This window comes from Streptomyces sp. NPDC055955, from assembly GCF_042270245.1.
Taxonomy (GTDB): domain Bacteria; phylum Actinomycetota; class Actinomycetes; order Streptomycetales; family Streptomycetaceae; genus Streptomyces.
Genome location: NZ_JBHJYS010000025.1, coordinates 152,708 through 175,903, shown reverse-complemented (window position 1 = coordinate 175,903; position 23,196 = coordinate 152,708). Strand labels below are relative to the sequence as shown.

The 23,196-nt window shown below is 66.1% G+C and carries 12 protein-coding genes and 4 pseudogenes; 6 read left to right on the top strand and 10 right to left on the bottom strand.

Going from position 1 to position 23,196, the window contains the following annotated elements; translation table 11 throughout:
• Positions 1-90 precede the first annotated feature (90 nt).
• The 8 genes and pseudogenes from ACFC96_RS37615 to ACFC96_RS37580 form a co-directional block, all read right to left on the bottom strand.
• Positions 91-1,797 (bottom strand): Hsp70 family protein, encoded by a 1,707-nt coding sequence (locus tag ACFC96_RS37615; protein ID WP_376616666.1) that lies wholly within the window; start codon positions 1,795-1,797, stop codon positions 91-93.
• A complete protein-coding gene (locus tag ACFC96_RS37610; protein ID WP_376616665.1) occupies positions 1,794-3,101 on the bottom strand; it encodes a hypothetical protein in 1,308 nt (435 codons plus the stop codon). Before ACFC96_RS37610 ends, ACFC96_RS37615 begins: the two co-directional genes overlap by 4 nt.
• Positions 3,101-4,909: a hypothetical protein gene (locus tag ACFC96_RS37605; protein WP_376616663.1), complete on the bottom strand. Its 1,809-nt coding sequence runs from the start codon at positions 4,907-4,909 to the stop codon at positions 3,101-3,103. The genes ACFC96_RS37610 and ACFC96_RS37605 overlap by 1 nt, the downstream gene beginning before the upstream one ends.
• Complete coding sequence (locus tag ACFC96_RS37600) at positions 4,906-10,365, bottom strand: DEAD/DEAH box helicase (RefSeq protein ID WP_376616661.1); 5,460 nt, start codon at positions 10,363-10,365, stop codon at positions 4,906-4,908. Before ACFC96_RS37600 ends, ACFC96_RS37605 begins: the two co-directional genes overlap by 4 nt.
• Positions 10,362-11,333, bottom strand: a complete 972-nt coding sequence (locus ACFC96_RS37595; RefSeq protein ID WP_376616659.1) for a hypothetical protein — start codon at positions 11,331-11,333, stop codon at positions 10,362-10,364. Before ACFC96_RS37595 ends, ACFC96_RS37600 begins: the two co-directional genes overlap by 4 nt.
• A complete protein-coding gene (locus ACFC96_RS37590; protein ID WP_376616657.1) occupies positions 11,327-13,360 on the bottom strand; it encodes a hypothetical protein in 2,034 nt (677 codons plus the stop codon). The genes ACFC96_RS37595 and ACFC96_RS37590 overlap by 7 nt, the downstream gene beginning before the upstream one ends.
• 162 nt (positions 13,361-13,522) lie before the next feature.
• Positions 13,523-14,272: pseudogene (locus ACFC96_RS37585) on the bottom strand (transposase); the annotation flags it as partial.
• 153 nt (positions 14,273-14,425) lie between these two features.
• A complete protein-coding gene (locus tag ACFC96_RS37580) occupies positions 14,426-14,908 on the bottom strand; it encodes a hypothetical protein (protein ID WP_376616655.1) in 483 nt (160 codons plus the stop codon).
• A 252-nt stretch (positions 14,909-15,160) separates the two neighbouring features.
• On the opposite strand from ACFC96_RS37580, the gene ACFC96_RS37575 reads away from it, so the two are divergent.
• Both ACFC96_RS37575 and ACFC96_RS37570 read left to right on the top strand, forming a co-directional pair.
• Complete coding sequence (locus tag ACFC96_RS37575; RefSeq protein WP_376616695.1) at positions 15,161-16,390, top strand: restriction endonuclease; 1,230 nt, start codon at positions 15,161-15,163, stop codon at positions 16,388-16,390.
• Positions 16,391-16,631: 241 nt separating this feature from the next.
• Complete coding sequence (locus ACFC96_RS37570; protein WP_376616653.1) at positions 16,632-17,381, top strand: hypothetical protein; 750 nt, start codon at positions 16,632-16,634, stop codon at positions 17,379-17,381.
• A 243-nt stretch (positions 17,382-17,624) separates the two neighbouring features.
• Here the strand turns inward: ACFC96_RS37570 and ACFC96_RS37565 are convergent, their stop codons facing one another.
• A complete protein-coding gene (locus tag ACFC96_RS37565) occupies positions 17,625-18,215 on the bottom strand; it encodes a hypothetical protein (RefSeq protein WP_376616651.1) in 591 nt (196 codons plus the stop codon).
• 170 nt (positions 18,216-18,385) lie between these two features.
• Complete coding sequence (locus ACFC96_RS37560; RefSeq protein ID WP_376616650.1) at positions 18,386-18,769, bottom strand: hypothetical protein; 384 nt, start codon at positions 18,767-18,769, stop codon at positions 18,386-18,388.
• 81 nt (positions 18,770-18,850) lie between these two features.
• Here ACFC96_RS37560 and ACFC96_RS37555 point away from each other — a divergent pair.
• From ACFC96_RS37555 to ACFC96_RS37540, 4 genes and pseudogenes are all read left to right on the top strand, one after another.
• A pseudogene (locus ACFC96_RS37555) lies at positions 18,851-18,976 on the top strand (IS5/IS1182 family transposase); the annotation flags it as partial.
• Between the two features lie 399 nt (positions 18,977-19,375).
• Positions 19,376-21,207: pseudogene (locus ACFC96_RS37550) on the top strand (TerD family protein).
• 315 nt (positions 21,208-21,522) lie between these two features.
• Positions 21,523-22,103 (top strand): annotated as a pseudogene (locus ACFC96_RS37545) (transposase family protein); the annotation flags it as partial.
• Positions 22,104-22,218: 115 nt separating this feature from the next.
• Positions 22,219-23,175: a LysR family transcriptional regulator gene (locus ACFC96_RS37540; protein ID WP_376616648.1), complete on the top strand. Its 957-nt coding sequence runs from the start codon at positions 22,219-22,221 to the stop codon at positions 23,173-23,175.
• Positions 23,176-23,196 lie beyond the last annotated feature (21 nt).

Here is a 23,196-nt window from a genome sequence, read left to right as displayed (position 1 = left end):
GAGTCACTGGACTTGAATCTTCCGGGTCGATTACGAGGCCCCTCTTGGCCCGCTCACCTCACCTGTGGGGCCCGTCAGAACCGACCAACCTCACAGCCGCTGCTGGGCCACACCGTTCACCGAGAGATCCGCGTCTCGCGCTGGCAATGGCATCTGCGGTTCTTCTCCACCAGGAGCTTGCTGTGGCACGTCCTCTGCGTCACTGGCACGGGCTCCAACCCTCAGGAAGGGCAACTCACTGTGTGAAAGGAGCCGCACCAGTTCGCTGTCAAGACCGGCCTGGAGCGGGGTCCCGTCCTTTCCGAACGAGTCGATCTCTCCATCGAACAGGGGCAGCTTCGTGGCCTCGTGGGTCACCTTCACTCCGAGGATGCCGCTGTGGTCGTAGCGGAACTGCACAAGCACTGCGTTGCGTTCCGGATCGCGTTCCGGCTTCGGGAACCGGACTTCCAGCTGAGCTAGGGGGAAGGCCCGATCGCTGTCTGCTGGATAGCCCGCCTCTCCTTCGATGATCTCGACGTTGACCGAGACGGCATCAGGTCGCGAGGGGGTGAAGCGCCGCTCGCCCCTCGCGACGAGAGTGCGGTTGCGGCGGATGATTGGCTGGAAGCCCTTGCGGGGGGCGGCGTCGAAGGCTGTGCCCAGGTCGTAGTTTGTGACGAGGCTGAAGCGGTCGCGCTGGTCGGGGTCGTCGAGTGCTGCCGAGTAGATGGCTGCGCCTCGTGCGACTGCCGTCATGGGGTGGCACAGCTCGGCAGGGATGATCCGATCGGCTCCCAGAATGCGGCCGACTGCCTCCCGGGCTTCTGGGATCTGCGACGTGCCGCCGATCATGAGCACGGTGTCGATGCCGTCGGGTGCTATCCCGGTGTCGTCTAGGCACTGTTCCAGGGGTTCCATGGCGCGCTCGATCAGAGGTGAAACGGCAGTGAGGTATTCCTCCCGCAGGACGGTCAACGTCTTGCCGAGGTTCGGTAGGTCGAAGGGAACTTCGGCCTCGTCGGTGCGAGAGAGAGCGATTTTGGTCAGCTCCACGTCGCGGCGCCAGCGATTGCGTTCCTCGAGGCTGAGCTGCTCGGGTACTTTTCCTAGTTTTTCCAAGAAGATCCTGGCGAGGGCTTCGTCGAATTCCAGACCGCCGAGTGCTGCGATGCCTCTTGAGGAGAGTTCTTCGAAGTACTTGCCGTCGTAGTCCAGGACCGTGACGTCGATGGTGCCGCCGCCCCAGTCGAAGATGAGGAAACGTCCAGGGATGTCGATGTCGTTGGCGTATGAGACTGCTGCGGCCGTGGGCTCGTTGAGGAGGGCTTTGACTTTGATTCCGGCCAGTCGTGCAGCCGCGCGAGTCCTGTAGCGTGCGCCACCGGTGGCGTTCGCCGGCACGGTGACGACGGCTTCGGAGAGGTCGAGGAAACTGCGCTGTGCGGCTGTCTTCATCTGAGTGAAGAGCGACGCGGCGGCAGCGGTGCTGCGGAAGGGCTCACCGCCGAGCCAGACATGGTGCTCTTCGAGGAGTGTCTCTCCCGGTTCCACCTGCTCGAGGCCGGCGGAGCGTGTGCCGAGCATGCGCTTGACTGCGTCTACAGGTTCGCCTGGCGCTGTCTTCGCTGCCCAGCCGAAGCAAAGGGTGCGCTGCAGGTCGCGGACAGCGAGCACCGAGGGGAATAGCTGCTCGAACTCCGGCTGTCGCCATTGTGCGGGAATGGTGTCGCTGTCTACCGGCACAGTTTCAGTGTTCGTGCCGTCAGATCGTGCGACGACCGAGTTGCTGGTGCCGAAGTCGATGCCGAAGGTCAACTGGTCCTCCCGGGCGGCTCGTTGCGCTTGTCCTGGGGTTGCTGGGTGAGGCGTCGTGGCATGGTGACGCCGCCGATGGATCCCGGTGCCCGCAGGGCGGTGCGGCGAGGCGTCATGCGGTGGTTAGGGGATACTGTCCCGGGCGGTGGCTGCGGAGCTGGTTCTGCCGGTTTCTGCTCGTGGCCGGTGGCTGCGGGCTGGTGTGCTTCGGCACGGCTCTTATCGGCTTCGGGAAGGTCGTTTTTGTGGCTCGGGGATTCTGGCGTCTCACGGGATGTCGTTACGTGCTCCGCTTCGGGGCTGTGCGCGTCTCTGGGGGCCTCCTCGGCCGGATCGCATGTTTGCTCTCGGGTTCGCTCCTCGGGCTGGGGAACGCCCGCCAGTGTCAGGGGGGCTTCGGCGCCGGTTGAGACAGCGCTGGAAAGCGGTGAATGGCGGGACTTCGCCGGGCGCTGCTGCTGGGCGTCTGTCTCAACTGGTTCGGCTGCTGGTGTCGCGCTGTCCGTGGGAGCTGGTTCTTCCTCCCTTTGGCGGCCCTTGTGCTTGCGTGAGGCGGAGCCGTGGAGTTTGCCAGCGGGCGCAGCGGACTGTTCACCGGTTGCCGAACGGATCCATCCGCGCTCGATCGTGCGCCTGGTCTCGGCATCAACGTATGCAGGAGTGACGAGTTCGTACACGTCGCTGCCCTGGGTGATGTGATCGGGCGTGCTGCTCCCGCCTGCCAGGTTGAATGCCGACAAGTCGGAGAGGTCTGAGATTCGCTGGAGTCCCGCGAGGGCCAGTTCCCTGTCGATGCGCTTCTGCAGCGGTTTGAGTCCGTTGGCTTGTGCTGCCGCGCGGTCGATCACCGCTAGCTGGGCCAGGTGGCGGTCCCGGGATCCCATGCCTTCGACGACGCCCGCCCGCACAGCATCGGCGATCTGCCGGCCGGCGGCTCGGACAGCTTGCGCGATCGCCTCAGGCCTGTCGTCTGCGGTGTCCAGGGTGTTTTGCAGGGAGTGCATGCCCGCGGTGATCACAGGTTCCACTGCGGCCAGGACCGACGCCAGGAGAGCAGGGGCGTCGAAGGTGCCTTCCTGGAAGCGGGGATGGCCTTCCCCGATGGTGATGACGATCTGGGCCTGCGATGCCTGGGGGGCGTCAACGTCGGGAGTGGGCGTGTCTGCCGTGTGCTCCTGTGGATGGTGGAGCGCTTTTTTCGGCGGCTTATGCGGGGCGCTGCGAGGCTTCTTGCCTTTTCGGCTGGGCCGGTCTGCCTGGCCTTTGGACGCGGAAGTCCCGCTGCGTTGGGGCTCTTTCTTCACTAGTTGCCGCTCTCTGAAACGGGGGTCGGGCAGGCCTCAGTTGTAGCTGGGAGTCCTACATTCTGGCAGGCGGCACGGATGATCATCTGGGCTGCCTGATCGCGGGCGTAGTCCTGCTCTTGCTGTGTCGGTGAGACGGTGCGGCGCGGCATCTGCGGTGTGCCTGCTCTGACTGGGGCTGCTTCGGCAAGAGGGGCGGCCCACTTTGAAGGCATCAGGGGCAAGAGGAAGGGTTCGATGGGGGCGCGGCCGCGCTCGCGTGCCTGGATGGCGTCTTTTGCCTGGTTGACTGCGGCCTCGCCGTCCTCGTCGAGAGCCCTGCGGAGAGCGCGCCATTTGTCCTTCCATACCTGAGTTGGGGCGCCGTCGGGTGCGTCCAGGACGAGGTAGGGGTTGAGGACGTGGTCATCCTCGCGGTGGCGCTGCAGTTGGCGCAGTACCTCGCGGTTGTGTTCGAGATTGGCGCGCCCTGTTCCTGGCAACTGGTCTTCGCGCGGGCCCTGCCCTGGCGCCGTCGGGCTGATCAGTTCGAGTGCCTTGTCATACACCTCGTCCCCGGATCCGTTGAGTACCAGCAGGTAGGCAAGAATGTTCTTGGCCTCCCAGCTGCCGGGAGTCCAGATCTCACGCAGGGCGTTTGCGTCGTTGCGGGCATGTTTGAGGAGCGAGTCGGCCCGCTTGTGGTCTTTGCTTAGCTGCATACGGTGTGCGGCGCGGAGGGCTCGGTGCATGCGCCGCACGACGTACCAGCTGCCGAATGCCTTGTCGCGGCGAAGGTGTACTGGTGCCTGGGGGGCGAGCCTTTCCAGGGCGGGCCAGAGCCATTTGTGGGCGGACAGCTCGGTGGGGATCCGTCCGGTTGAGCGCACGTGGGTCAGGTCTGCTGCCAGTTGGCGCTGTGTGTCTGTCAGGTGCTGTGCTTCGTCCAGCACGGCAATGTCGCCGCGGGCCAGGCGCAGGCGGAATTCGCGGCGGGTCAGTTCGTCGGCCCATGCCAGGTCGCGGAGGCCTTCGGTGCTCACCTCGGATGGGGTGAGGCGGGCCTGCAGATACAGGCGGCGATCACCGTGGTGGGGGACGGCTCTGGCCGTGATGTGTCCGTCGTCGATCAGGTCATCGATGACGGGCAGTGGCAGGAAGCGCAGGAGCTTGTGCTGGGCTTCGGCTGTGACCCGGCCGTATTGGGTGAGCTTCATGTAGTCGGCGTACCGCTGCCATGCGTTGTCGGCTTCGTCGTTCTCGTCGTCTGGGGCACTGCTGTACCGGGCAGACATGTTGTCGCGGTCGCTTCGAAGAAGTGTGCGGGCGCGGGCGGCGTGGCGTGGTGGGAGGAGCGCTTCCAGCCAGTCTCCGGCTTGTATGAGGGCCTGGAGAGCGGTGAGCGGAGGCAGGGGCAGTACGGCGGAGACCAGGTAGTGGGCCAGTTGTTGGGCAGCAGTGTCCGAGGTATCGGTTTCAAGCTGTGGTGCGGGATGGCCGGCGGCCCGTGCTGCAGCGGCTACCGCGCGGGCCGCCTGCTGTCCTGCCTGCCAGGCCGTCTCGGATTCGAATCCGTCGGGGACTTGCTTGTCCTGAACGCGGGGCTCGGGTGTGGAACCGATGTTCGACTGCGTGCCGTCAGTCTGCTGCAGTGTCTGAGGATCATTTTTCGCTTGGGGGTCCCCGGCTGCCGGAGAGGATCCGGCTGCCCGGGCCTCGATCAGGGCGAGGCGGCGTTGCCGTTCCCGCTCGATCAGTGCTTGCCGGGTCAGCGGAGCGGGCGAAGGTGCTCCGGCTGCAGGGTGCGAGAAGAGGGGGCGGTCGGTCACACGTCCTCCTCTGCGAACTCCATCAGGGCGCTGGTGACTGCGGCCGGAGTGCGGTCCAGGCAGTACGAGTCGACGAAAGCCGTGCGTTCGGCAAGGCCGTTCGCGGCGATGTAGTCGCGGTACTCCTGGAGTCGGGGAGCCATGGAATTCAGGTGGGCCGATTCGAGTGGATGTTTCACCACCACGGCGAAGGGCTTCTCTACGAACTCGCTGTCCGCGAGGGCGATGCGGCCGAAGGGAGTGTCGTGTAGTTCAGCAAAGAGGTCTGTGCGGTCCTGGGCCCAGCGCTCCAGCAGCCTGCCGTGTGCGCTGGTGTCTGCGGTAAGCGGCCGGCAGCGCAGAACTCCGATCAGGTCTCCTGCGAGCTGCCAGTCGAGCAGCGGGTGAAGCCGCATGTTGGAGTAGTCGCGCAGGCATCGGTAACAGGATCCTCTGCAGTCTGCTGCGTGGTCCTGGCCGAGTTCTGAGAGGTATCCGTCGACGGCGTCGAGGAACTCCTCGATGTGCTTGGCTGATCCGAGGTGTGTACTGAATCCTGCGCCGTTCTCAAGGCTGTCGGCAAGGTAGGCGAGTACGGGGGAGGCGGCCGATGCCGAGCCGTGGATACCGGCCAGCAGCTCCTCCGGCTGTACGTCGAGGAACGGTGCTGCCGCGCGGCGCAGAAGTGAGGCCAGTGAGTACCAGGCTGCGCGCCGGCCGTGGTAGGCGTCGCGGAATCCGTGAGGCTGTTCGTAGGGGGAGATGTCGAACCGCAGGCCGCGGTCGGTATCGAGCGGCGCCCGGGCGCCCAGGAACAGCATGTCGGTGTGCTCTTTGGCTCCCAGAGCTGTCTTGATGTCAGCCTGCGCTTTCGGGCTGTCCACGACGTGGTAGCCGCCCCACGAGCTGTGCGATTTCTTGAACCGGTACAGGCGGCCGTTGTTGCTGTTGACGGTGAACCGGTCACCGCTTCCTGCGTGGACGACAAGCCAGTCGTCGACGTCTCGATCGACCCGGGGGGCTTCCTTGTTGAGATCGGCTGCTGTACGGGAGCTGGCGGCGCCGCGGCCCCACTCGCGGACGCCGTCGTAGTCGCGCGGCGTTCCGGCTCGGAAACCGGCCGGCTCGCGCATGGGAAGGGCGGCGTAGTTGGGGCGGCCCGGCGCCCCGCATGCAGGGCAGGCCTTCTGCTCTTCGCCCTCCTCCTTGAGCACCTGGATGTGCGCGCACAGGCGGCACAGGGCGACCCAGGTCTCGGGGCCGAAGGGTTCTTCTTCAGCCCGTGGCTGGGTGCGGCCGGGCCGGAAGGAGGCAATTCCCATGGATTGGTAGAGGCTTCCGTCACGTGGAGTCTCAGAGCCGGGCGCGAATTTGGTCAGTGCTACGGCGAGGTTGCGGTCGATGGCTCCGGGCGGGGGCCAGGGGAAGTTCTGTGCTGGCCGTTCCGTGTAGAGATAGCGGACGCGTGTGGGGAAGCCGAACATGGGCAGGAGCCCGGATTCTGCAAGCCGCTGGCTGAGATCTGTGTGGCCGGTATTCGAGGCGGCCTGCGTGTCCACCTGGTCCAGGAGCTCCTGGATGCAGTGGAATGGGTCAATGGCGGCTACTGCCTGGGTCGTTCCCAGCTGGAGTGCGCGCGCCGCTGAGGCGATGTCCGTTCGGTTCTGGTCCACCCAGCGGCGTACCGCGTCCCGGTGTACTGGCCAGTCGGCCGCATGCCCGAACTGGCCGTGGATGTTGTTTGTGAGGTCAGGGTCACCTTTTTGCCGTGCGGCGGCCACCGAGTCGAAGGCCAGCCGGAGCACTTCGCCGAGCAGGACCCGTTTGAAGATGGATGGCATGCCCAGGGCGAGGTACGGCGGCGGGGTCGGGGCGTTGGTGATTTCTTCCGGTCTGGCGAAGTAGTGCTCATCGTGGCTTCGCCCGCGGCAGATCGTCAGAGCCGTGGCCGTGGCGCTGCCGCGGCGCCCTGCCCTTCCCACACGCTGCTGGTAGTTGAAGCGCGTGGGTGGCATGTTGGCGAGCAACACCGTGTTGAGGGAGCCCACGTCGACGCCGGCCTCCATGGTTGTGGTCACCGAGAGGACTTCGATGCCGTCCGCGGCTGGGACGTCGTTTTCGCCGAGGAAGGCGTTCTGGAAACGGGCCTGGCGTGACTGGGCGTCGATACGGTCGGTCTGGCCTGTGAGTTCGGCGGCTCGCAGCGTGAAGTTTCCGGTGCGGGTCTGGGCTTTCCAGGCGTAATAGTCGTCGTTGAGGGGCCCCGTGAAATGGACGGGGCTGGCGGGGAGCTGGGCCTGGCATTTGGTGCAGAGTCCGGCGCCGTAGTGGAGATGGGGGCGTCGGCAGTTGCCGCAGATCCAGGCTCGCCCTCCGCCTTGGCGAAGGGAAACCTTGCGCGGGTCGATGGTGTACTGGACGACTGCCTGTCCCCACCCGGCGAGCACGCGGTCTTTGACCGTGTCGACTTCCGTGCCTGCACGTCCGGCGACTTGCTTCCAGAAGCGCAGCAGTGGGGCCGGCGGTTTCTCGGAGCCTGCCCGCAACTCCATGAAGCGCCGCAGGAGGCCCAGGATTCGCAGGCTCGCCCGGCACACGGCGACGTCAGATTCTGGTGGCATGTCGAGGGGTGAACGGTCCTCTGAGAGGCTGAGCCAGCCCAGTCCCAGCGATTCGAAGTCGCGGTCGGCACCGGAGAAGAGTCCGAAGATGAACTCGCGTCCCAGGCTGTCGTCGATGCGCTTGAGGAACTTTTCCTGTTCCTCTGTCAGTCCGGGCTTGAGGCCGCGGTCTCCCTCCCAGTCGAACAGCGCGGTCCATGGGATGCCCTTGTGGTCCTGAAGCGAGGCAGCGGGGCCTCCGGGATTGGCGCCGTATCCGAGCAGGAGTGCGCGCAAGTCGTAGCGCAGGTCCTGGAGCGAGGGCAGGGAGGCGAGAACTGACTCCAGCTCAGGCTGCCGCTTGGGCTCCGCGTCGATCTCGTCGTTGAGGATGTCCCGCAGCGCTGACAGTTCCCGGGGGCGGCGGGTGCGAAGCCTGTGCAGGGCGGCCTTGACCTGCTCGCGGTCGGCTGGTCCCTGGGCGTAGTAGGCCTTGACCAGCTGCAGGTCCGCGTAAGGGTCGCCCTGGCTTTCAACCACCTCGGCAGCTAGGAGCCTCAGGAGGTCTTGGTAGTGGCGCAGTGACAGGCCGCTGGCGAGTTCGGCAGCGTCGTCGCGGCTGTCAGAGAAGGCAATGACCTTGCGTTCACCGTCCGGCATATGGCCGAGAGCCTCGGTGGTGAGGACCTGATTGAGCTTGTCGAAGCCGGTGCGCATCCGGCGGACGGGGGCGCTCCTCAGCCGCGCCGGGTCCTCCAGGCCGATTGGCTTCAGCGCTCCGGTCCTGGGGTCCCGTGCCCTTTTCATCTCCCAGTCGTCGCCGCAGGCGGGGCAGCGCGTTGGCAGCGCCCTCAAACCCCGCAGATCGAGGGCCGGTTTTCCGTCCTTTCCCTTGTCGGGGACCACGTGGAAGGACCAGCCGGTGTATCCCGCTTTGTCATTTGCGAGCCGGCCTGTGCCCGGCTGGTAGTTGCTGGGCCTGAAGGAGAACGTGGCTTTTGCCCCCTGGTTGGACTCTGAACCGGTCCATTGAGAACTGTCCAGCCCGAGTTGCTCTCTGCGCGGCCAGTAGACGATGTAGTTCCCGGCGTTTGCGGCGCCCGTCGCATCGTCGGGCAGCTGGTCGAAGTCAGGGAAGTCGGTGTGCAGTGAACCGCGGTATGTGTCCTTGCCCAGCAGATGCGGACTGGTGAAGCCGCCGAGCATGAGGTCGCCGCAGTTCTGGCAGTACAGCAGCTCCAGGACCCGGGCTCCGCAGCTGCAGCGGGATGTGGGCGCCTTGAACAGCCTCCCGACTCGGCGCTGCGGGTGCCTGTCAGCGGGGGCATCGGGGCACTGCGGGTCGGAGCAGGCCCAGATCCCGTCGATGTTGCGGAAGAACATGTGGGCCCGCAGCTTGGGCTGCCCGGCATCCGATGCGGCAGCAAGAGCACGCAGAAGACCGTGGAGGGCCTTGGCCCTCTCCGCCTGCGATGCAAGTCCCGGGAAGAGCTGGAGGCCTGTGCGGGAAAGTGACTGCGCCCGCGGCTTGCCTGCCGGAGCCAGTGCTCGTGCCAGTGCGTCGCCCGCGCCAGTGGCCTGCAGGAGCCGGCCCGCTTGCTGACGCTCAAGGGCACCCTCGGCCGCGGCAGCCAGATCCTGGGCGTGCGCCGTCATATCGGTGGGGCCAGGGTCGGGCACTTCGACGGTTCCGGGCACTACGGTGTGCCGTCCGCGCGGCAGCGCGAAGAAGGATTCCACGAACTCGTCATCCCGGCCCGCTTCCAGAGAGGCGGAAGCGGCCAGGACACGGAACTTTTCCGGCGCATCATCAAGGCCGAGCCGGTGCCGCAGTTTGCGGAGGAGGTAGGCAACCTCAGTGCCTGCGGTCCCCCGGTACATGTGCAGCTCATCGAGGACCAGCGTGAAGCGCGCTTCAGGTTTGCGCAGCCATCGGCGGGTCGCCTCGAATACCCGTGCCTCCTGCGGCCGCAGGAGCATGATGTTGAGCATTGAATAGTTGGTGACGAGCACGTCCGGTGCAGCGTGCTGCATGTCCCAGCGAGCGTGCATCTCAGCGCCGCCGACTCGCGGGATGAAGTCGTGCATCTGGTCTGCGGCTCGCTGCTCCCGCTCTTCCAGTTCTCTCATGTACGTCCGCATCCGGTCCAAGGACGGCAGCGAATCAGCACGCCCGGACACCGGCGTCACGCCCGTGTAGCGGCCGAAGTAGAAGCGGTGCCCTGACCGGTTCCTGTCCAGCCAGTCGCGGGCTCCGTCGCTGTCCAGTGCTCTGCGCAGGCGTACCAGCTGGTCATCGGCAAGCGCGTTGGTCGGGTAGAGGATGAGTGCGCGCATGGCCGCGGGGTGCCCGTCTTCACCAGTGCGGCTCGGCTCGTAACCACCCCGCGTCCTCCACCACGGAATCTGGGTGCTGCCGCGGCCTGTCCAGCGGGCAGACTCAGCGACCAGGTCCGCGATGACCGGCAGCATGAAAGTCTCAGTTTTCCCTGAACCGGTGCCAGCCGTGACGACGAAGTCCTGTCCGTCGCGGCACGCCGCAACGAGCGCGTCGTGCTGGTGCCGGTAGAGCTGGTGCACACCATCGGGGAGGGCGAACCGTGCAAAATCAGCTGCCTGGGCATGCGCACCTGCCGTGCGGAAAGACTCAGCGGTACTGACTCCGCTCGATGCATACTGCGGGCGCAGTTCCAGCAGCGGTTCACGCCAGGCCCCGCCGTCAACGTCGAGGAGCGCACGCCGCTCCTTCATGACAGAGGGATCACTGACGGCAAAGGGCGTGTCGTAGTACCGCATGAGCGTGTCACGCAACGCCTGGAAGGTGCCAGGGATGTCCGTGGCTTCGGGCCTGTGGGGCAGCTCGGTGGGTTCAGTCATCGCTCCGCCTTCCCAGACCCCACCGTGGGCTTCTGGATCTCAAGTTTCTGGTGCAGAGACTTGGCCAGCTGCTCGGCGGCCGTCAGGGGGAGGTTGTCGTAGCAGACAGTCCTGGCCAGCTTGTGAAAGCGCGGCTGCAAGCCTGTGCACAGGACAGCAGCCCGGGCGTGCAGGGGCGGCAGGGGTGCTCCCCAGTCGACTGCGAGGCGGCCTATTCGCTGGCGGCCGGTTCCGCCTTCGGCTTTCCACCTCATCACGCTGGTCCCTGCACGCTCATGTTCCAGGTAGACGCCGTATTCATGCTCTGTGCTCAGGAACTCGCTGCCTCGCCGGACCTGGACGAGTCGTACCCAGTCTGCGCTGCGCCATCGGTAGAGGCCGTCCTCGTTGTACGACTCGGCGGGACCGTATTCCCCGCTCTCCGGGTGGTACCGCTCGACCGTGTGCGTGTTGCCGGGTCCTGGCGGTGCGGCTCGGGGACCTGCTGACAGTTCTGGAAGGAGGGAGAACATCTGAATCGCGGCGCACGGGACGTACCGGCATCCGAGCCTCTCAGCATCAAGGGGCAGGCCCTCCGCAGCGTCGTACTGCAGGTAGAGCGTGTCCGGCACGGGGATGTCACCTTCGGCCGTCTCGTTCTCCGCCCACAAGAACGCGGCCCAGTCGTCGGCAGCAGAGTCAACCAGTCCGTCGAATGCCGCAGTTCGGCGCCCGGCAATGACGGCAGCCCCGTCAGAGAACGGCACACGCGTAAGGACCGGAGGGGCCGCGGACCACAGTCCCCGGCGCCAGTCCACATCCAGATGCCCGAGTGCGGACACATCGCGCAGCCACCGGCCGTCCGCTCCCTCCCGCACCGGGATCCCCCTGCTGCGTGCCGTACGGAGCACGCCGGCCCTCAGATTTGAGACGTGGCCGCCCCCGAGCTCACTTGCCCACCGGAGGAGCAGGTTTCCGATGCTCAGCATTCTGCGACCTCCCGGGCCATTTCAACGAAGACGTCCCACAGCTCTCCGGTGCCGGCGCCGCCCGCATCCAGTACGGCCTCAGCCCACGCACGGTACTCAGGGCCGGGGACAAAGGAGGGATGTTCAGGATAGGCCGGCACAACTGCCCATTGACCTTGCCGGAGTTGGAGAATCCAGCCTCCACCACTGCGGACTTCGACCTCGAAGTGATAGCCGGAAGGCGGCTCCGGGAGCCTGGCCCACCACGAGGGAGTGCCCGGTTCAGTAATCCTCCAGGCACGACCGTCTGAAGCAACGAAGAGCGTCCGCTGGGCCCTGCGCCGGCACAGGACAACGCGGGGTGCGCCAGTCGTCCCCCGGACCCCGAGGCCGGCTCCGCGCAGCAGGGCGGTGTCGCCATCCGAGGATGCGAACGCCTCAGCTTCACAACCGGTCACAGCAAATCCGGGCGAATGGTCCAGCTCGGCTAGTACGGGCGCACTCTCGGCCGTAGTGAAGGCGAGCTTGTTCCCTTCAGCTTCCAGCACATGGGGGCCCGGCCTGAGCCCTCTCGGCCACAGCGGGATCGGCACCCCCCTCGCCTGAAACGGCGGATTCTGCTCCAGTCCGTCGAGCACTGCCTCGCCCGACGCACCATCAGGCAGCACAACATCGGGCTCTCCCCCGGCCAGGTAGAGCCTCTTGCTGATCTTGGGGGCCAAGGGCAGCCCGCCGTCGAGGTACGCCTTGAACTGCGGTGCGGGCTGCACCGCAAGCACTGCTCCCTGGACCTCGCGGATAGCTTCCTTCAGAGACACCGCATCATCGAAGACCACGCGGGGATACAGGACCCAGCCCTGGGGAAGCCAGGACAGTTGGCGGGGCCTGCGTTCACGATCTGGTGGCGCCGCCTTCTCCAGCACAGCCTCGACATCGCCGACAGCCCCGGGCCCTGCCAAGATCATGTGCTCCTCGCCTGGCACGAACCGGTCCACACTGGTGCGGCAGTCCAACGATTCGTTCTGCCTCAGCACAACCAGGGAAGAGGCAGGGCGGCTGACCGCGACCCCTCCGCCAACAAGCTGAACCCCAGCACGCAGGGACCGATCCACTGGAAGCTCCAGCCCATCCACCGCGTAGTAGTTCGTATCCCCCAGCTCTCGAAGCACAACGCCGCTGGGCAGCTGGTACTGGCCCGCTCCAGGACGCGGGAACCTGGCAAGCCATCCCAGACGCCGGTTCTCCAGCCGCACCAGGAGCTCCCCTCTCGGCGTCCCCTGGCGGATGTACTGCGCAGAACCGTCCCACACATTGGCCAGGCCGCCCAGCAGCCGTTCGACAAGCGGCCGGAACTCAGGGTGGCTCAGCGCGTTCTGGAAAGCTGCCGAGAACTTGCCAGCCTGGTCCCAGAGACGGATTCCCTCGGCCAGAACAGCGCCGGGCTGCGGCCACGCCGCGGCGTTGCGCTCTCTCATGACGTCAAAGAACTTCGGCAGCAGTTGCCGGTCCGCTCCGCGCAGCACGGCCTGAGACAGGGCATATCCGATGCGCGCCTGATTGCGGGGAAGGTCACCAGGCGAGGGAATCGTGCACAGGCCACGGTAGGCACCCCACTGGTGCTGCCAGGAAGCAAGCCTCTGCCACATCTCAGAAACCGGCGCGTACTCCGCTGATGTGAGAACTCCGGCCCTGCCCGCAAGGAGCTCGGAGAAGTGGACGTGGTAGTTGCTCGCTCTCCGGTTCCCGTCGTGAGCCATGCGTGTGGCCGCCACCACTGAGGTGGCAAGCAAAGGCAGCACGGCTGGCGCGTCCACACTGTTTCGCTTCGAGGCCTCGTAGCTCTCGATGGCCCGATAGGGCCTGTGCTCGTCTGACAGGACGACCCGATGCACAGCCTCAGCAAGCGGCTCAGCGATGCCGAAGCGCTTCTGCAGTTGCTGCGCCTCCCCGTCGTCCACGTACATGACGACCGGATGGCCGTCCCATTCGGGACTGAAGAAGGCTTCCTCTAAGGCTCGCTGCCAAGCCCCATACGGCATGAAATCCATGTCTTGTCCCGGCTCCCCACTCAAGTCCCAGCGGCTCAAAGCGCCACTGCAGACGGCACTATGAGCACGGTGCAACTTGTCTTCCCCTACACCAACTTCACCTTATGGACCGCTACTGACATCCCATGGTTGCGCTGATCAGTCCGGAGAGTCCAGCGGTCGTCTTGGCGCTCTTCGCGAGGCGCCGCAGCATGCCCGAAGCGCGCCGTGCGCCCGTCGGTGCAGCGCCGTACGAACTCGCATCCTGGCCAGCACCTGGACCGGCAGGTCACCCAGGAGGAAGCCGAGGCGGGGCGCGTCGTATCCAGCGTCCGCGACGATGAGGATGTCGGGATCGCCCGCCTGCCACTGCCCTGCTGCGATGAGTCGCCGCTAGAGCAGATCGCGCAGTTGCCGGGCGGTGACGGTTGCGGTGTCGTCGCCGGGCTTCAGACGCATCGCGTCCAGCGGCGCCGTCCATGAGTTACGGCCCGGCTCGAGCGCGCAGACGATCGAGTAGGGCCAGTCGGGGACCGGGATGTGCTGGTCCTTGCCCGGTCCATAGGTGTGACACAAAATCCGCTCAGGTGAGGTGTGGGCGTCGGGCCGCAGCCAGCAGGTGACATCGATCGCCAGGACCAGCCGGCCGTCGGCAGACCGCGGCAGTGGCACCTCCGTCAGTGCCCGCCGCAGCCGGCCGTCATCGATGCGTCCACGGGCCATGGCTGCGTAGAGCCCTCCATGGCCGCGGCGGTGTTCACCCACCAACGACAGTTCGGCCAGCGACCTCACCGGCCCGTCGCCACACAGAACAGCATCAGCCAGCTCGAACAACACGTCCGAACGGGAGGTCAGACAGGCATAGAACTCGCCCCGGAAGCATGACAGTTGTGCGAGCGACTCTCGCCGGGCGTCGTGATGCAGCAGACTCATCCTCACGGCCTTCGTGCTGAATGTGCGTGTTCCCTGGTCGGAGCACATGTTCAGACGAAGGGCGCCTTCATGTCCGGCAGATACAGACCGAGTGATCAAGCTCGACGGACCATTCGACGCCGCACGTTAAAGATCAAGTTAGACCGACGCACCCTACCCTCCGATCCCGAACGAGAGTCCCTTGTGATCACCACTGAGTGAACGACGTATGGCGTTGACCAACCTCACTTGCGCCAAGGCAGGTTCCTGTCGGGCCATTTCGAACTCCTCTGGACTGAGCGGATTGCGCAGTGGAGTGCGTTCCCCCCGTTCCACCTGCTCCAAGAAGGAGTTGATGGCACGTCCGAAGTTATCGATCTCCGTGGCGACTTCTCCAGGGGCGACCAGGCTCACACGCATCAAAGCCGCGCTCCACTCACCCCAGTCGTACTCCCAGCCCCGGCCATCACCGTGCGCTCGCCTGAGTTCCATCGTGAACTTGGCGTAGTGACTGAAAAGTTCCTGATAGGCCGCGAGTTGCTGGTCTCGTATCCACTGCTGATCCTGGGCGCGACGCGAAACTACACCGCCAACCAGTACCCCCAGGGTGGCGAGAAGGGCACCAGCGACCGTCGTCACCAAACTCTCCAGCACCACGCCCCCTGCGTCCCGATGTCCTAGCGCCCGGGGAGACGATGTTACTGATCTCAGAACCTCAACGGGGCACCTCGATCACATCGACCGAACTGCCGGACTGCGGCTGTACAGCGCAGAAGTACAGCAACCACATCAACCGGCGGTGTCCACCTGCAGTTTCCCCAAGGTCATCCAGCGCATCCGCTTGGATCTTAGGCGGGGCCTCTGACAAGCCGGCGTGAATTGACCAGCGGTCAGACCGAGCTGTCAGTGATGCCTGGTAGATCTTGGAGCATGACCCTTCCTGTCGCTCCTGTGCCGCACGTGGCGTTCTCCGATCTGGAGACAGCTGACCTTCAAGTCGATGCGCTCTATGCTGGCGGGGCGAGTGGCAACACCAGCGACGACCCGATGTCCAAGCTGATAAAGGGCGTCGGGAACCAGGGCGGCTTCCGGTACGCAGGCTCCCCGGCCAAGGCAACGGTGAAGCTGGCCGTGCTCTACACGAGCGGCGGTGAGGTGGACTGGCCTGACCACCTCGACGTAGAGACCGGCACGTTCACCTACTACGGCGACAACCGGAAGCCGGGGCAGGGCCTCCACGGCACACCACGGGCAGGGAACGTCCTGCTGCGCGACGTTTTCGCGGCTTCCCACGGCACCGCCGCGGACAGAGCCACAGTGCCTCCCTTCTTCCTCTTCGAGAAGGCCGGAGCCACAGGGCGCTCCGTGCTCTTCCGCGGCCTGCTCGCCCCGGGCGGCCCGACCCTGACGTCTGATGACGAGCTGGCTGCCATCTGGAGGGCGACCGCAGGCCAGCGCTTCCAGAACTACCGGTCACACTTCACCGTGCTCGACCACGACCTGATCCCCCGGCCCTGGATCCAGCATCTGCTCGCAGGCGGTGACCCCCTCGGTGGCGGCTGCCCCGATGTGTGGCGCACGTGGGTCGAGGGTCGGGTCTACCGCCCCTTGATGGCCCCGGTGACGACGGCCATCCGGTCCCGGGCAGACCAGCTTCCCGACGATGCAGCCGGTACCGCCATGCTGGAGGAGATCCGGGAGTACTTCCGCGGCCGCGAGCACGACTTCGAAGCCTGCGCGGTGGCCATCTGGCGGCTGATCGCGCGGAACACCGGGCCAGTAGACCTGACACGGCCGAGCAGGGACGGCGGCCGCGATGCCGTGGGCACTTACGGCCTGGGGCCGGCAGCAAGCCGCATCGCGATCGACTTCGCCCTGGAAGCAAAGTGCTACGCCGCGACCAACTCCGTCGGAGTCCGCGAGGTCTCCCGGCTGATCTCCCGGATCAGGCACCGGAACTTCGGCGTACTCGTGACAACGTCCTACTTCCACAAGCAAGTCCAGGAAGAAGTCCACGAGGACGGCCACCCCATCGTCCTCGTCTCCGGCCGTGACATCATCGACGCTCTCCGCCAGGACGGCCGCACAACAGTCCACACCGTCCGCCAGTGGCTCGAGCAGAGCTTCCCCAAGCCGTAACGAGCCGAGGCTGTCGCGAACAATGGTCACCCCAGCAGCCGCGAGCCGAAATGTCAGCGTGCCCTTGCTCAGGCCAGCGGTACGCCTCCAAAGAATCCGACCTTCCCAAGGGATGTTCGAAAGCTGGCATATGACCCGCTATCCAGCGATTACATCCGCTTGCGGCGTACTCACTCGCAGCCCCAGACTTCTTCCCCGGTACTCGCTGAGGCCAACAGGGGCTGATTGACGGGGGAGCAACATGACAGCCTGGAGACGCCTTCGGGCCGACCTTCGACGCCGGCGCAACCTCGACGTGTATGCCACGATCACCGTCGCCCTTGCCACCAGCATCCTCGCGGCCATCGATCTGGCTCCGACGGAGAAGATCATGGCCGGCGTCCTGGCGGTGCTCGCTGTCCTGGCTTTCAGCACACTGGCCACCCGCACCATGGTCGAGGACCTGGCCCGCTCCCGTGCCAGCGGCAGCGTCCGCTTCTTACCCGACTTCCCTGCTGACGTCGAGGAACGGCGCGAGAGGTCCACCGACATCTATCTGACGGGCGTCAGCTTGAGCCGAACGTTAGAAACCTCCTACCGGGCGTTTGAAAACACCCTGTCATCCGGAGGCCGCATCAGGATCCTGCTCACTGATGCGGACGCGGACGACGCCGCGGTGACTACCCAGAACCGCCCGACACGACCACGCCCCGACGAAATCAGGGACGAAATCCGCCAGTCCCTCCGCCTACTCCAGCGCTTGCACACGGACACTGGGGGGCGACTGGAGGTACGCACGACACGCACCGCACTCAAGTTCGGAATGAACTACATCGACGTGCACAAGGTGAACGCCCTGCTGTGCGTACAGCTCTACTCCTTCGAAGTGGCTGGCGAGTCTCGCCCCATCTTTACACTTACCCGGGCAAGCGATCCCTGGTTCGAGACCTTCCTTGAGCAGGTGGAACGGCTGTGGGACGTTGCGCAGCCAATTCTTGTCCCCCGGCCGTAGTCCAGCTCAGTTTCCCTCTCATTCAGCCACGCTCACGGCCGTTCAGACAGGACCACGCGTCAGGCTCGCCCCGCAATCCAGCCACCCACGAAGCTTCACCCGTTGCGGCCTACTCGTGGACACGAGTGACTTCGAGAAGCACGAACAGCTTGCCGACCTGCTGAAACGTCTTCAATTCTGTGCAGCGTGCAGTCCTGGCCACCGGCCAATGAGGAGGGCTGAGGTGATGCATAACGTTGCTGGTCAGCGCCAGCCCGGATTGTCGCTCGGCAGGAAGGTTCCGAACAGCGACTCGTAGGCGTCGTCCTCCCCTTCGTCGCCGAGCAGCACATGATCAGGGTCGGTTCTCGCAACCGCTTCTCGGAGCTTTGAGACCAGTTCTGCTGTGGACGTCATGTCGAGGGACAAGGCGTCGGCCAGACGGGCGCGATGCTCACCAATGTCGGGCTCATACTCCGCAAGGTCCTGTTCGAGGTGCCCTGCCGCAATCTGCATGGCCTCCACATCGCCCCCACCCGAGAACTTCAGGCAGTCGTGCCAGCAGGGAAGACCAATGATGATCTCCAAAGCCGCTGTCAAGTCGTCAGCGATCAGACCGGCCTGCCCCTCGGAGCTGGCATACACCACGGGCTGCCGGCCACTGGGTTCGCCGCACAGGAAGTACGTGCCACCAGCAGCATCACTGGCGAAACCCTTCATCAGAGCGCCTGAGGGCAGGCGGATGTCCTCCCCCTGATCACCGCGCGAGATGTCGAAGTCGAATGCGCCTTCAAGGAGGTTGGAAACATCCGGATTGCCCCGGATCAGATCGAGTACATGATCGGCTGAAGTCACGGCGGGGACGATAACAAGAGGGGCTGACAGCCGACCGCCCCGGAAGCGAGATGGGCACCTCGTCATAGGCGGAGTGCGAGCGCCGGTCCCGCACTCAGAGGCTGGACCCTAAGGGTTGTCAGCAACTGCGGGCCGTCCCCTCACGATCGTGGGTCGCTCCGCGCTCCCGGTCAGCCAAAGATGAGCACAACGTTCTTGTCCACGCAAGACCGCAGGACGGTGACCAACTGACTGACGTCTTCGATGCGCCGGCGTAGGACAGGGGCGCTGTCGTCCGGCAGACGGTGATCGAGGATAGCTTCCAACCGGGGCAGCATGGCCGCGCATTGAGCGGGCGCGAGGTCGGGGCCGTCGTCGTCTGGATGATTGAGGAGTGGCTCCAGCGTGGTGGAGACGCTGGACCACTGACGGTCCCCGCCGAAGCCGTCCATCTCGGCGAGGACGAACCCTTCAGCCTGGGCCAGCCACTCCCTGAACATACCGAAGCCGGAGTAGGACCAGGAGACGTCCGGACTTGTCACGTCGCCGTCGCATGGAAAGAGCATCAGTCCCATCTCGCCTACCTTCCTTGCTGGTCGCCCAGGATCACTGAGGGGCGGGCTGTCGGCAATTGAAATGATCCCCGGACGGCTGGTGTGATCGCGACGGCGGAGACGGCCTGGATAGCCCCGTTCACCGGGCTGAGCCCACGCTGCTTCGGCAAGCTGGTGACTGCGGTGCGTCGAGAAGTCGCCAAGGAACCACAGCGTGGACGGCCGTGGCGAGGCGGAATGGATGAGTTGAAACGGTGGCCAGATCATCCTGACTCGGGCCGAGGTCGAATGGCAGCGCAGGTTCACGCCGGACAACGCACTCGTGATCCTCCACTCCATCGAACTTGATCGCGCCGTTCATCCTGTACCCGCGGCTGGTGGAGTCCTCCACTGCACCTCGCCGTGGGCCATCGAAGATGGAGACCTCGGCCGTGATCTCCTGCATCCGCCGAACAGGACTGTCCGCCGGCGTGAGTCGCACGACCTGCCGGGGACGCCGCATTCCCAAGGTCCTCCCGAAGTTTCAGCGCGCCCCCTTGGTTGCCGGGCCACCGTCGCCCTGTCTCATATTGAGACAAAAGTGCATGCAGGTTGAAGGTGGTGTGTATCCCCGTTCATCCTTGGCTCATGAGTCTCGCCTCGCCCTTCTTCGATCTCATCTCGGCGGACGGCTACGCCCACGACTGGGCTCTCGTCGACGTGGAGACATCCGGGCTGATACCCCGGCGGGACCGGGTGCTGTCGGTCGCCGTGGTCACCATCGGGCCGGACGGCGAGCAGACCGGGGAGTTCTCCACGCTGCTTGATCCGGGATGCGATCCGGGGCCGGTCGAGGTGCACGGGCTGACCGCTGAGCGACTGCGCGGGGCGCCGACCTTCGACCAGGTGGCGGAACGCATCGGCGTGATGCTGCAAGACCGCATTCTGGTCGCCCACAACGCACAGTTCGACTACGACTTCCTCGCCTACGAATTCGCCCGGGCCCGCATGTGGCTGCCCGTCTCGCAGCGGCTATGCACCCTCACGTTGAACCGGCAGGTGGATCCGCCGACGCCCGACATGAAGCTGGGCACGCTGGCCGCCCACTACGGCGTACCGCAGCAGCACGCGCACGACGCGCTGGACGACACCCGGGTGCTGGCCGGAATTCTGCGGGCATCACTGCGTGAGGCGGCGCGGCTCGCACTGCCGTTGCCTTTCGTGAGCTGCCCGCCCCGGGCCGAGTCCCAGTTCACGCCGAAGCCGCCCAAGACACCCTGCTCCTATCGCAATCCCGGCCGACTGGCTCCGGGAGCCCCGCTTCGGCAGGGCATGAAGGTTGCGATCAGCGGTGAAACCGCCTGTGCTAGGGCAGAGTTGATCGGCCGAGGCGTTGCCGCCGGACTCAACATGATGGGCTCGGTCAGCCGCCACACCAGCGTCCTCGTCACCAACGAGCCCGCGTCCGGATCGGCGAAGGCGCGGCGGGCCGCCGCCGAGGGGGTGCCCGTCATCGACGAGGACATCTTCCTCCAACTGCTGAGCGATGTAGAAGCCGGTGCGACGCATCAGGTGCCCGGACCGGCACCGGCCATCCCTGCGCCACGCAAGGCCGAGCTCGTTCCCGTCGGGTCGGGCGGCAAGCCACTGGCCGGGCATCGCGTACTTGTCCTGGGTGGTGCGCACGCCGAGGCGGCTGACGCGCGCGGCCGCGTCGTCGAGCTCGGCGGATCCGCAGCGGTCAATCTCTCGCGCAGCGTCACCGACGTCGTCGTCCTCTCCGGTGGGGAGAACGACCGTCGAATGCCCCGGATCACGGAACTGGGGCTTTCGGTGCACTATGAGCGGTGGCTCGTCGATCCGTCCGTGACCGACACCGCGATAACCTCCGTCGCCGATGCCGGTGCCGAGGTGGCAGGGGCCAGGGCAGCGGAGACGTCCATCGATGCTGCGGCACCCCACGTTCTTCCCCGCGGCGGCGTCATCGACCTGCCACGTCTGTGTCCCCGTGGCATGTCACCGCGTCCTGGGCACCCCGGGAACGCGGTGAGGTCGACGTCGTCGCCTTCGTGCTCGACGAGGACGAACAGGTCACCTTCGACGAGGACTTCGTGTTCTACGGCGCCCCGGAGAACCCCGGCGGCACCGTCCACCTGCTCACCAATGGCCCAGCCGAACAGACCATCACCGTCGACGTCGCCTCCCTGCCCCCGTCCTCACGCCGGGTGGTGATCGCCGCGGCCATCGACGGCAGCCAGTCCTTCGGCGACATCGGCGCTGTCCAAGTGGCCGCGGCGCCCGGCAGCAGTGCAGCCCCGCTGATACGCGCGACATTGGACGCCGCCACCAGCGAGCGCACGCTGATCCTGACCGAGCTCTACCGCCGTGGCCCGCTCTGGCGGTTCCGCGCCGTCGGACAGGGATACGACCACGGACTCGACGCCCTCGCGCGCGGCTACGGAGTCGATATCAGCGATTGACGGGTACGGGGACGTCAAGGAATGCCCCATGGGGAGTTGGATCATTGCAGCCGTCATCGTCGCGGGGGCTCGTCGTTCCTGCGCCTGGCGTTCGAGCCTGTGATCAGCCAATGCGCGCTGACCTGTCGCTCCCGGTGCTCCGGGGCGACCGGACTTCAAAGGGTCATGAACGGCGCTCCTGAGGCCCAAGCGGTGATAATCGAGCTGTTTCCAACCTGATGGCACTGAACGCGAGTTGGACAGCTCTGCGCAACGACGAAGCTCCTGGTAGACGGGTTCTCGACCAAGATCACCCGTGTCCGCCAGGAGCTTCGCGTGCTTGTCCACCCATCGTCGATCGATCTGTCCAGCCGCACCCTGCGGTTCCTGACCGGTCAACTGACCGTCCGGCGCAAGAAGATCGGGACGCGGTGGTGCCAACTGCCGGTCGGCCAGCCAGGCCCTCCAAGCCCTGGCCCACCTGCGGTGCGGTGACACCTACACCCGGCTCGCCGCGGGGTTCGGCATCGGCATGGCGACCATGTTCCGCTACATACGCGAAGCCATCGAGGTCCTGTCCGCTCTCACCCCGACCCTCGCCGAGGCGATGAACACGATCCGCACCAAGGCGTTCGTCATCCTCGACGGCACTCTGCTCCCGATCGACCCAGGACCTGACCGCCGCACGACACAACGGCATCATCGAAGCCCTCACCGATGCGTGGCTCACATGCTGGGCGGACAGGGCGTATCAAGGCGCCGGCGGAACCGTCCGGGTACCGTTCCGGGGCCGCAGTCTCAAGAAAGGGAAGCGCGGCCACAACACCACCCACGCCAAGATCCGCTGCCTCGGCGAGCAGGCAATGGCCGCCACGGAGGTCGGCAGCCGAAGGGGCGGCGGGTGGCGCGTGCCGCGGCACGCCATGAACCGTCGCCCTGCTCGGGCGGCGGTGGCCGCCTTCCCGACCGCGGAGGCGGCCCGGAGGTGAAGGATGGAAAAGGCCGGCGTGCGTGGGGCAGAATCCCGGACATATGAGCCCACGGCAGTCCCGTCCCACGCACCTCGCGAACCTCGATCTCAACCTCCTGGTGACGCTGCGAGCGCTGCTGCGCGAGCGGAACGTCACCCGGGCCGCCCGGAACCTCGGCGTCACCCAGCCCGCCGTCAGCGCCGCGCTGTCCCGGCTGCGCCGGCATTTCGGGGACGAGCTGCTCGCCCGGGTGCAGGGTGCCTACGTCCTGACGCCGCTCGCCGCGCAGCTGGCCGGACAGGTCGAGACCGTGTGCGCGGCCGCCGAGAGGCTCTTCGCGACAGGCAGGGCGTTCGACCCCGACACCACCGAGCGGGAGTTCACGCTGCTGATGGCCGACTACCAGGCGACGGTCCTGGGCCCCGCGCTGTCACGGCTGTTCGACCGCGAGGCGCCGCATGCGGCGCTCCACGTCCAGCTCATCAGGGAGACCCTGGGCAGTGGCGCGGGCGACGCGATCCGGCTCGTCGACGCCATGGTCTCCCCGCCGCTGGGCCACTTCCGCACCCCGGGCGTCCACTCGGCTCCGCTGTTCCAGGACCGGTGGGTCTGTCTGGTGTCCGCCGACCACCCACTGTGCGGGGCCGAGTCGTTCGGCATCGAGGACCTGGCACGGCTGGCGTGGGTGGTGCCCTACCACCGGGACGAGGGCTACCCGTCGGCCGCTCCGGCGACACGGCAGCTGAGCACCCTGGGTATCCGGCCACGGATCGCCGTACGCGTGGAGAGCTACCGGGCCGTGCCCGACTTCATCTCCGGGACGCGGCGGGTGGCGCTCGTTCCGGAGCGGCTCGCCGCGCCGCTGAGGTCCGCGCAGGGGCTGCGCACGCTCGCCTGCCCGGTACCGCTTGATCCGCTGGAAGAGCATCTCTGGTGGGACGCGAGCCACGACGAGGATCCGGCGCACAGCTGGCTGCGTGATCTGGTGGCCCGGGCTGCGGCCTCCCTCGGACCATAAACGGAATTGATACCTCCCAGT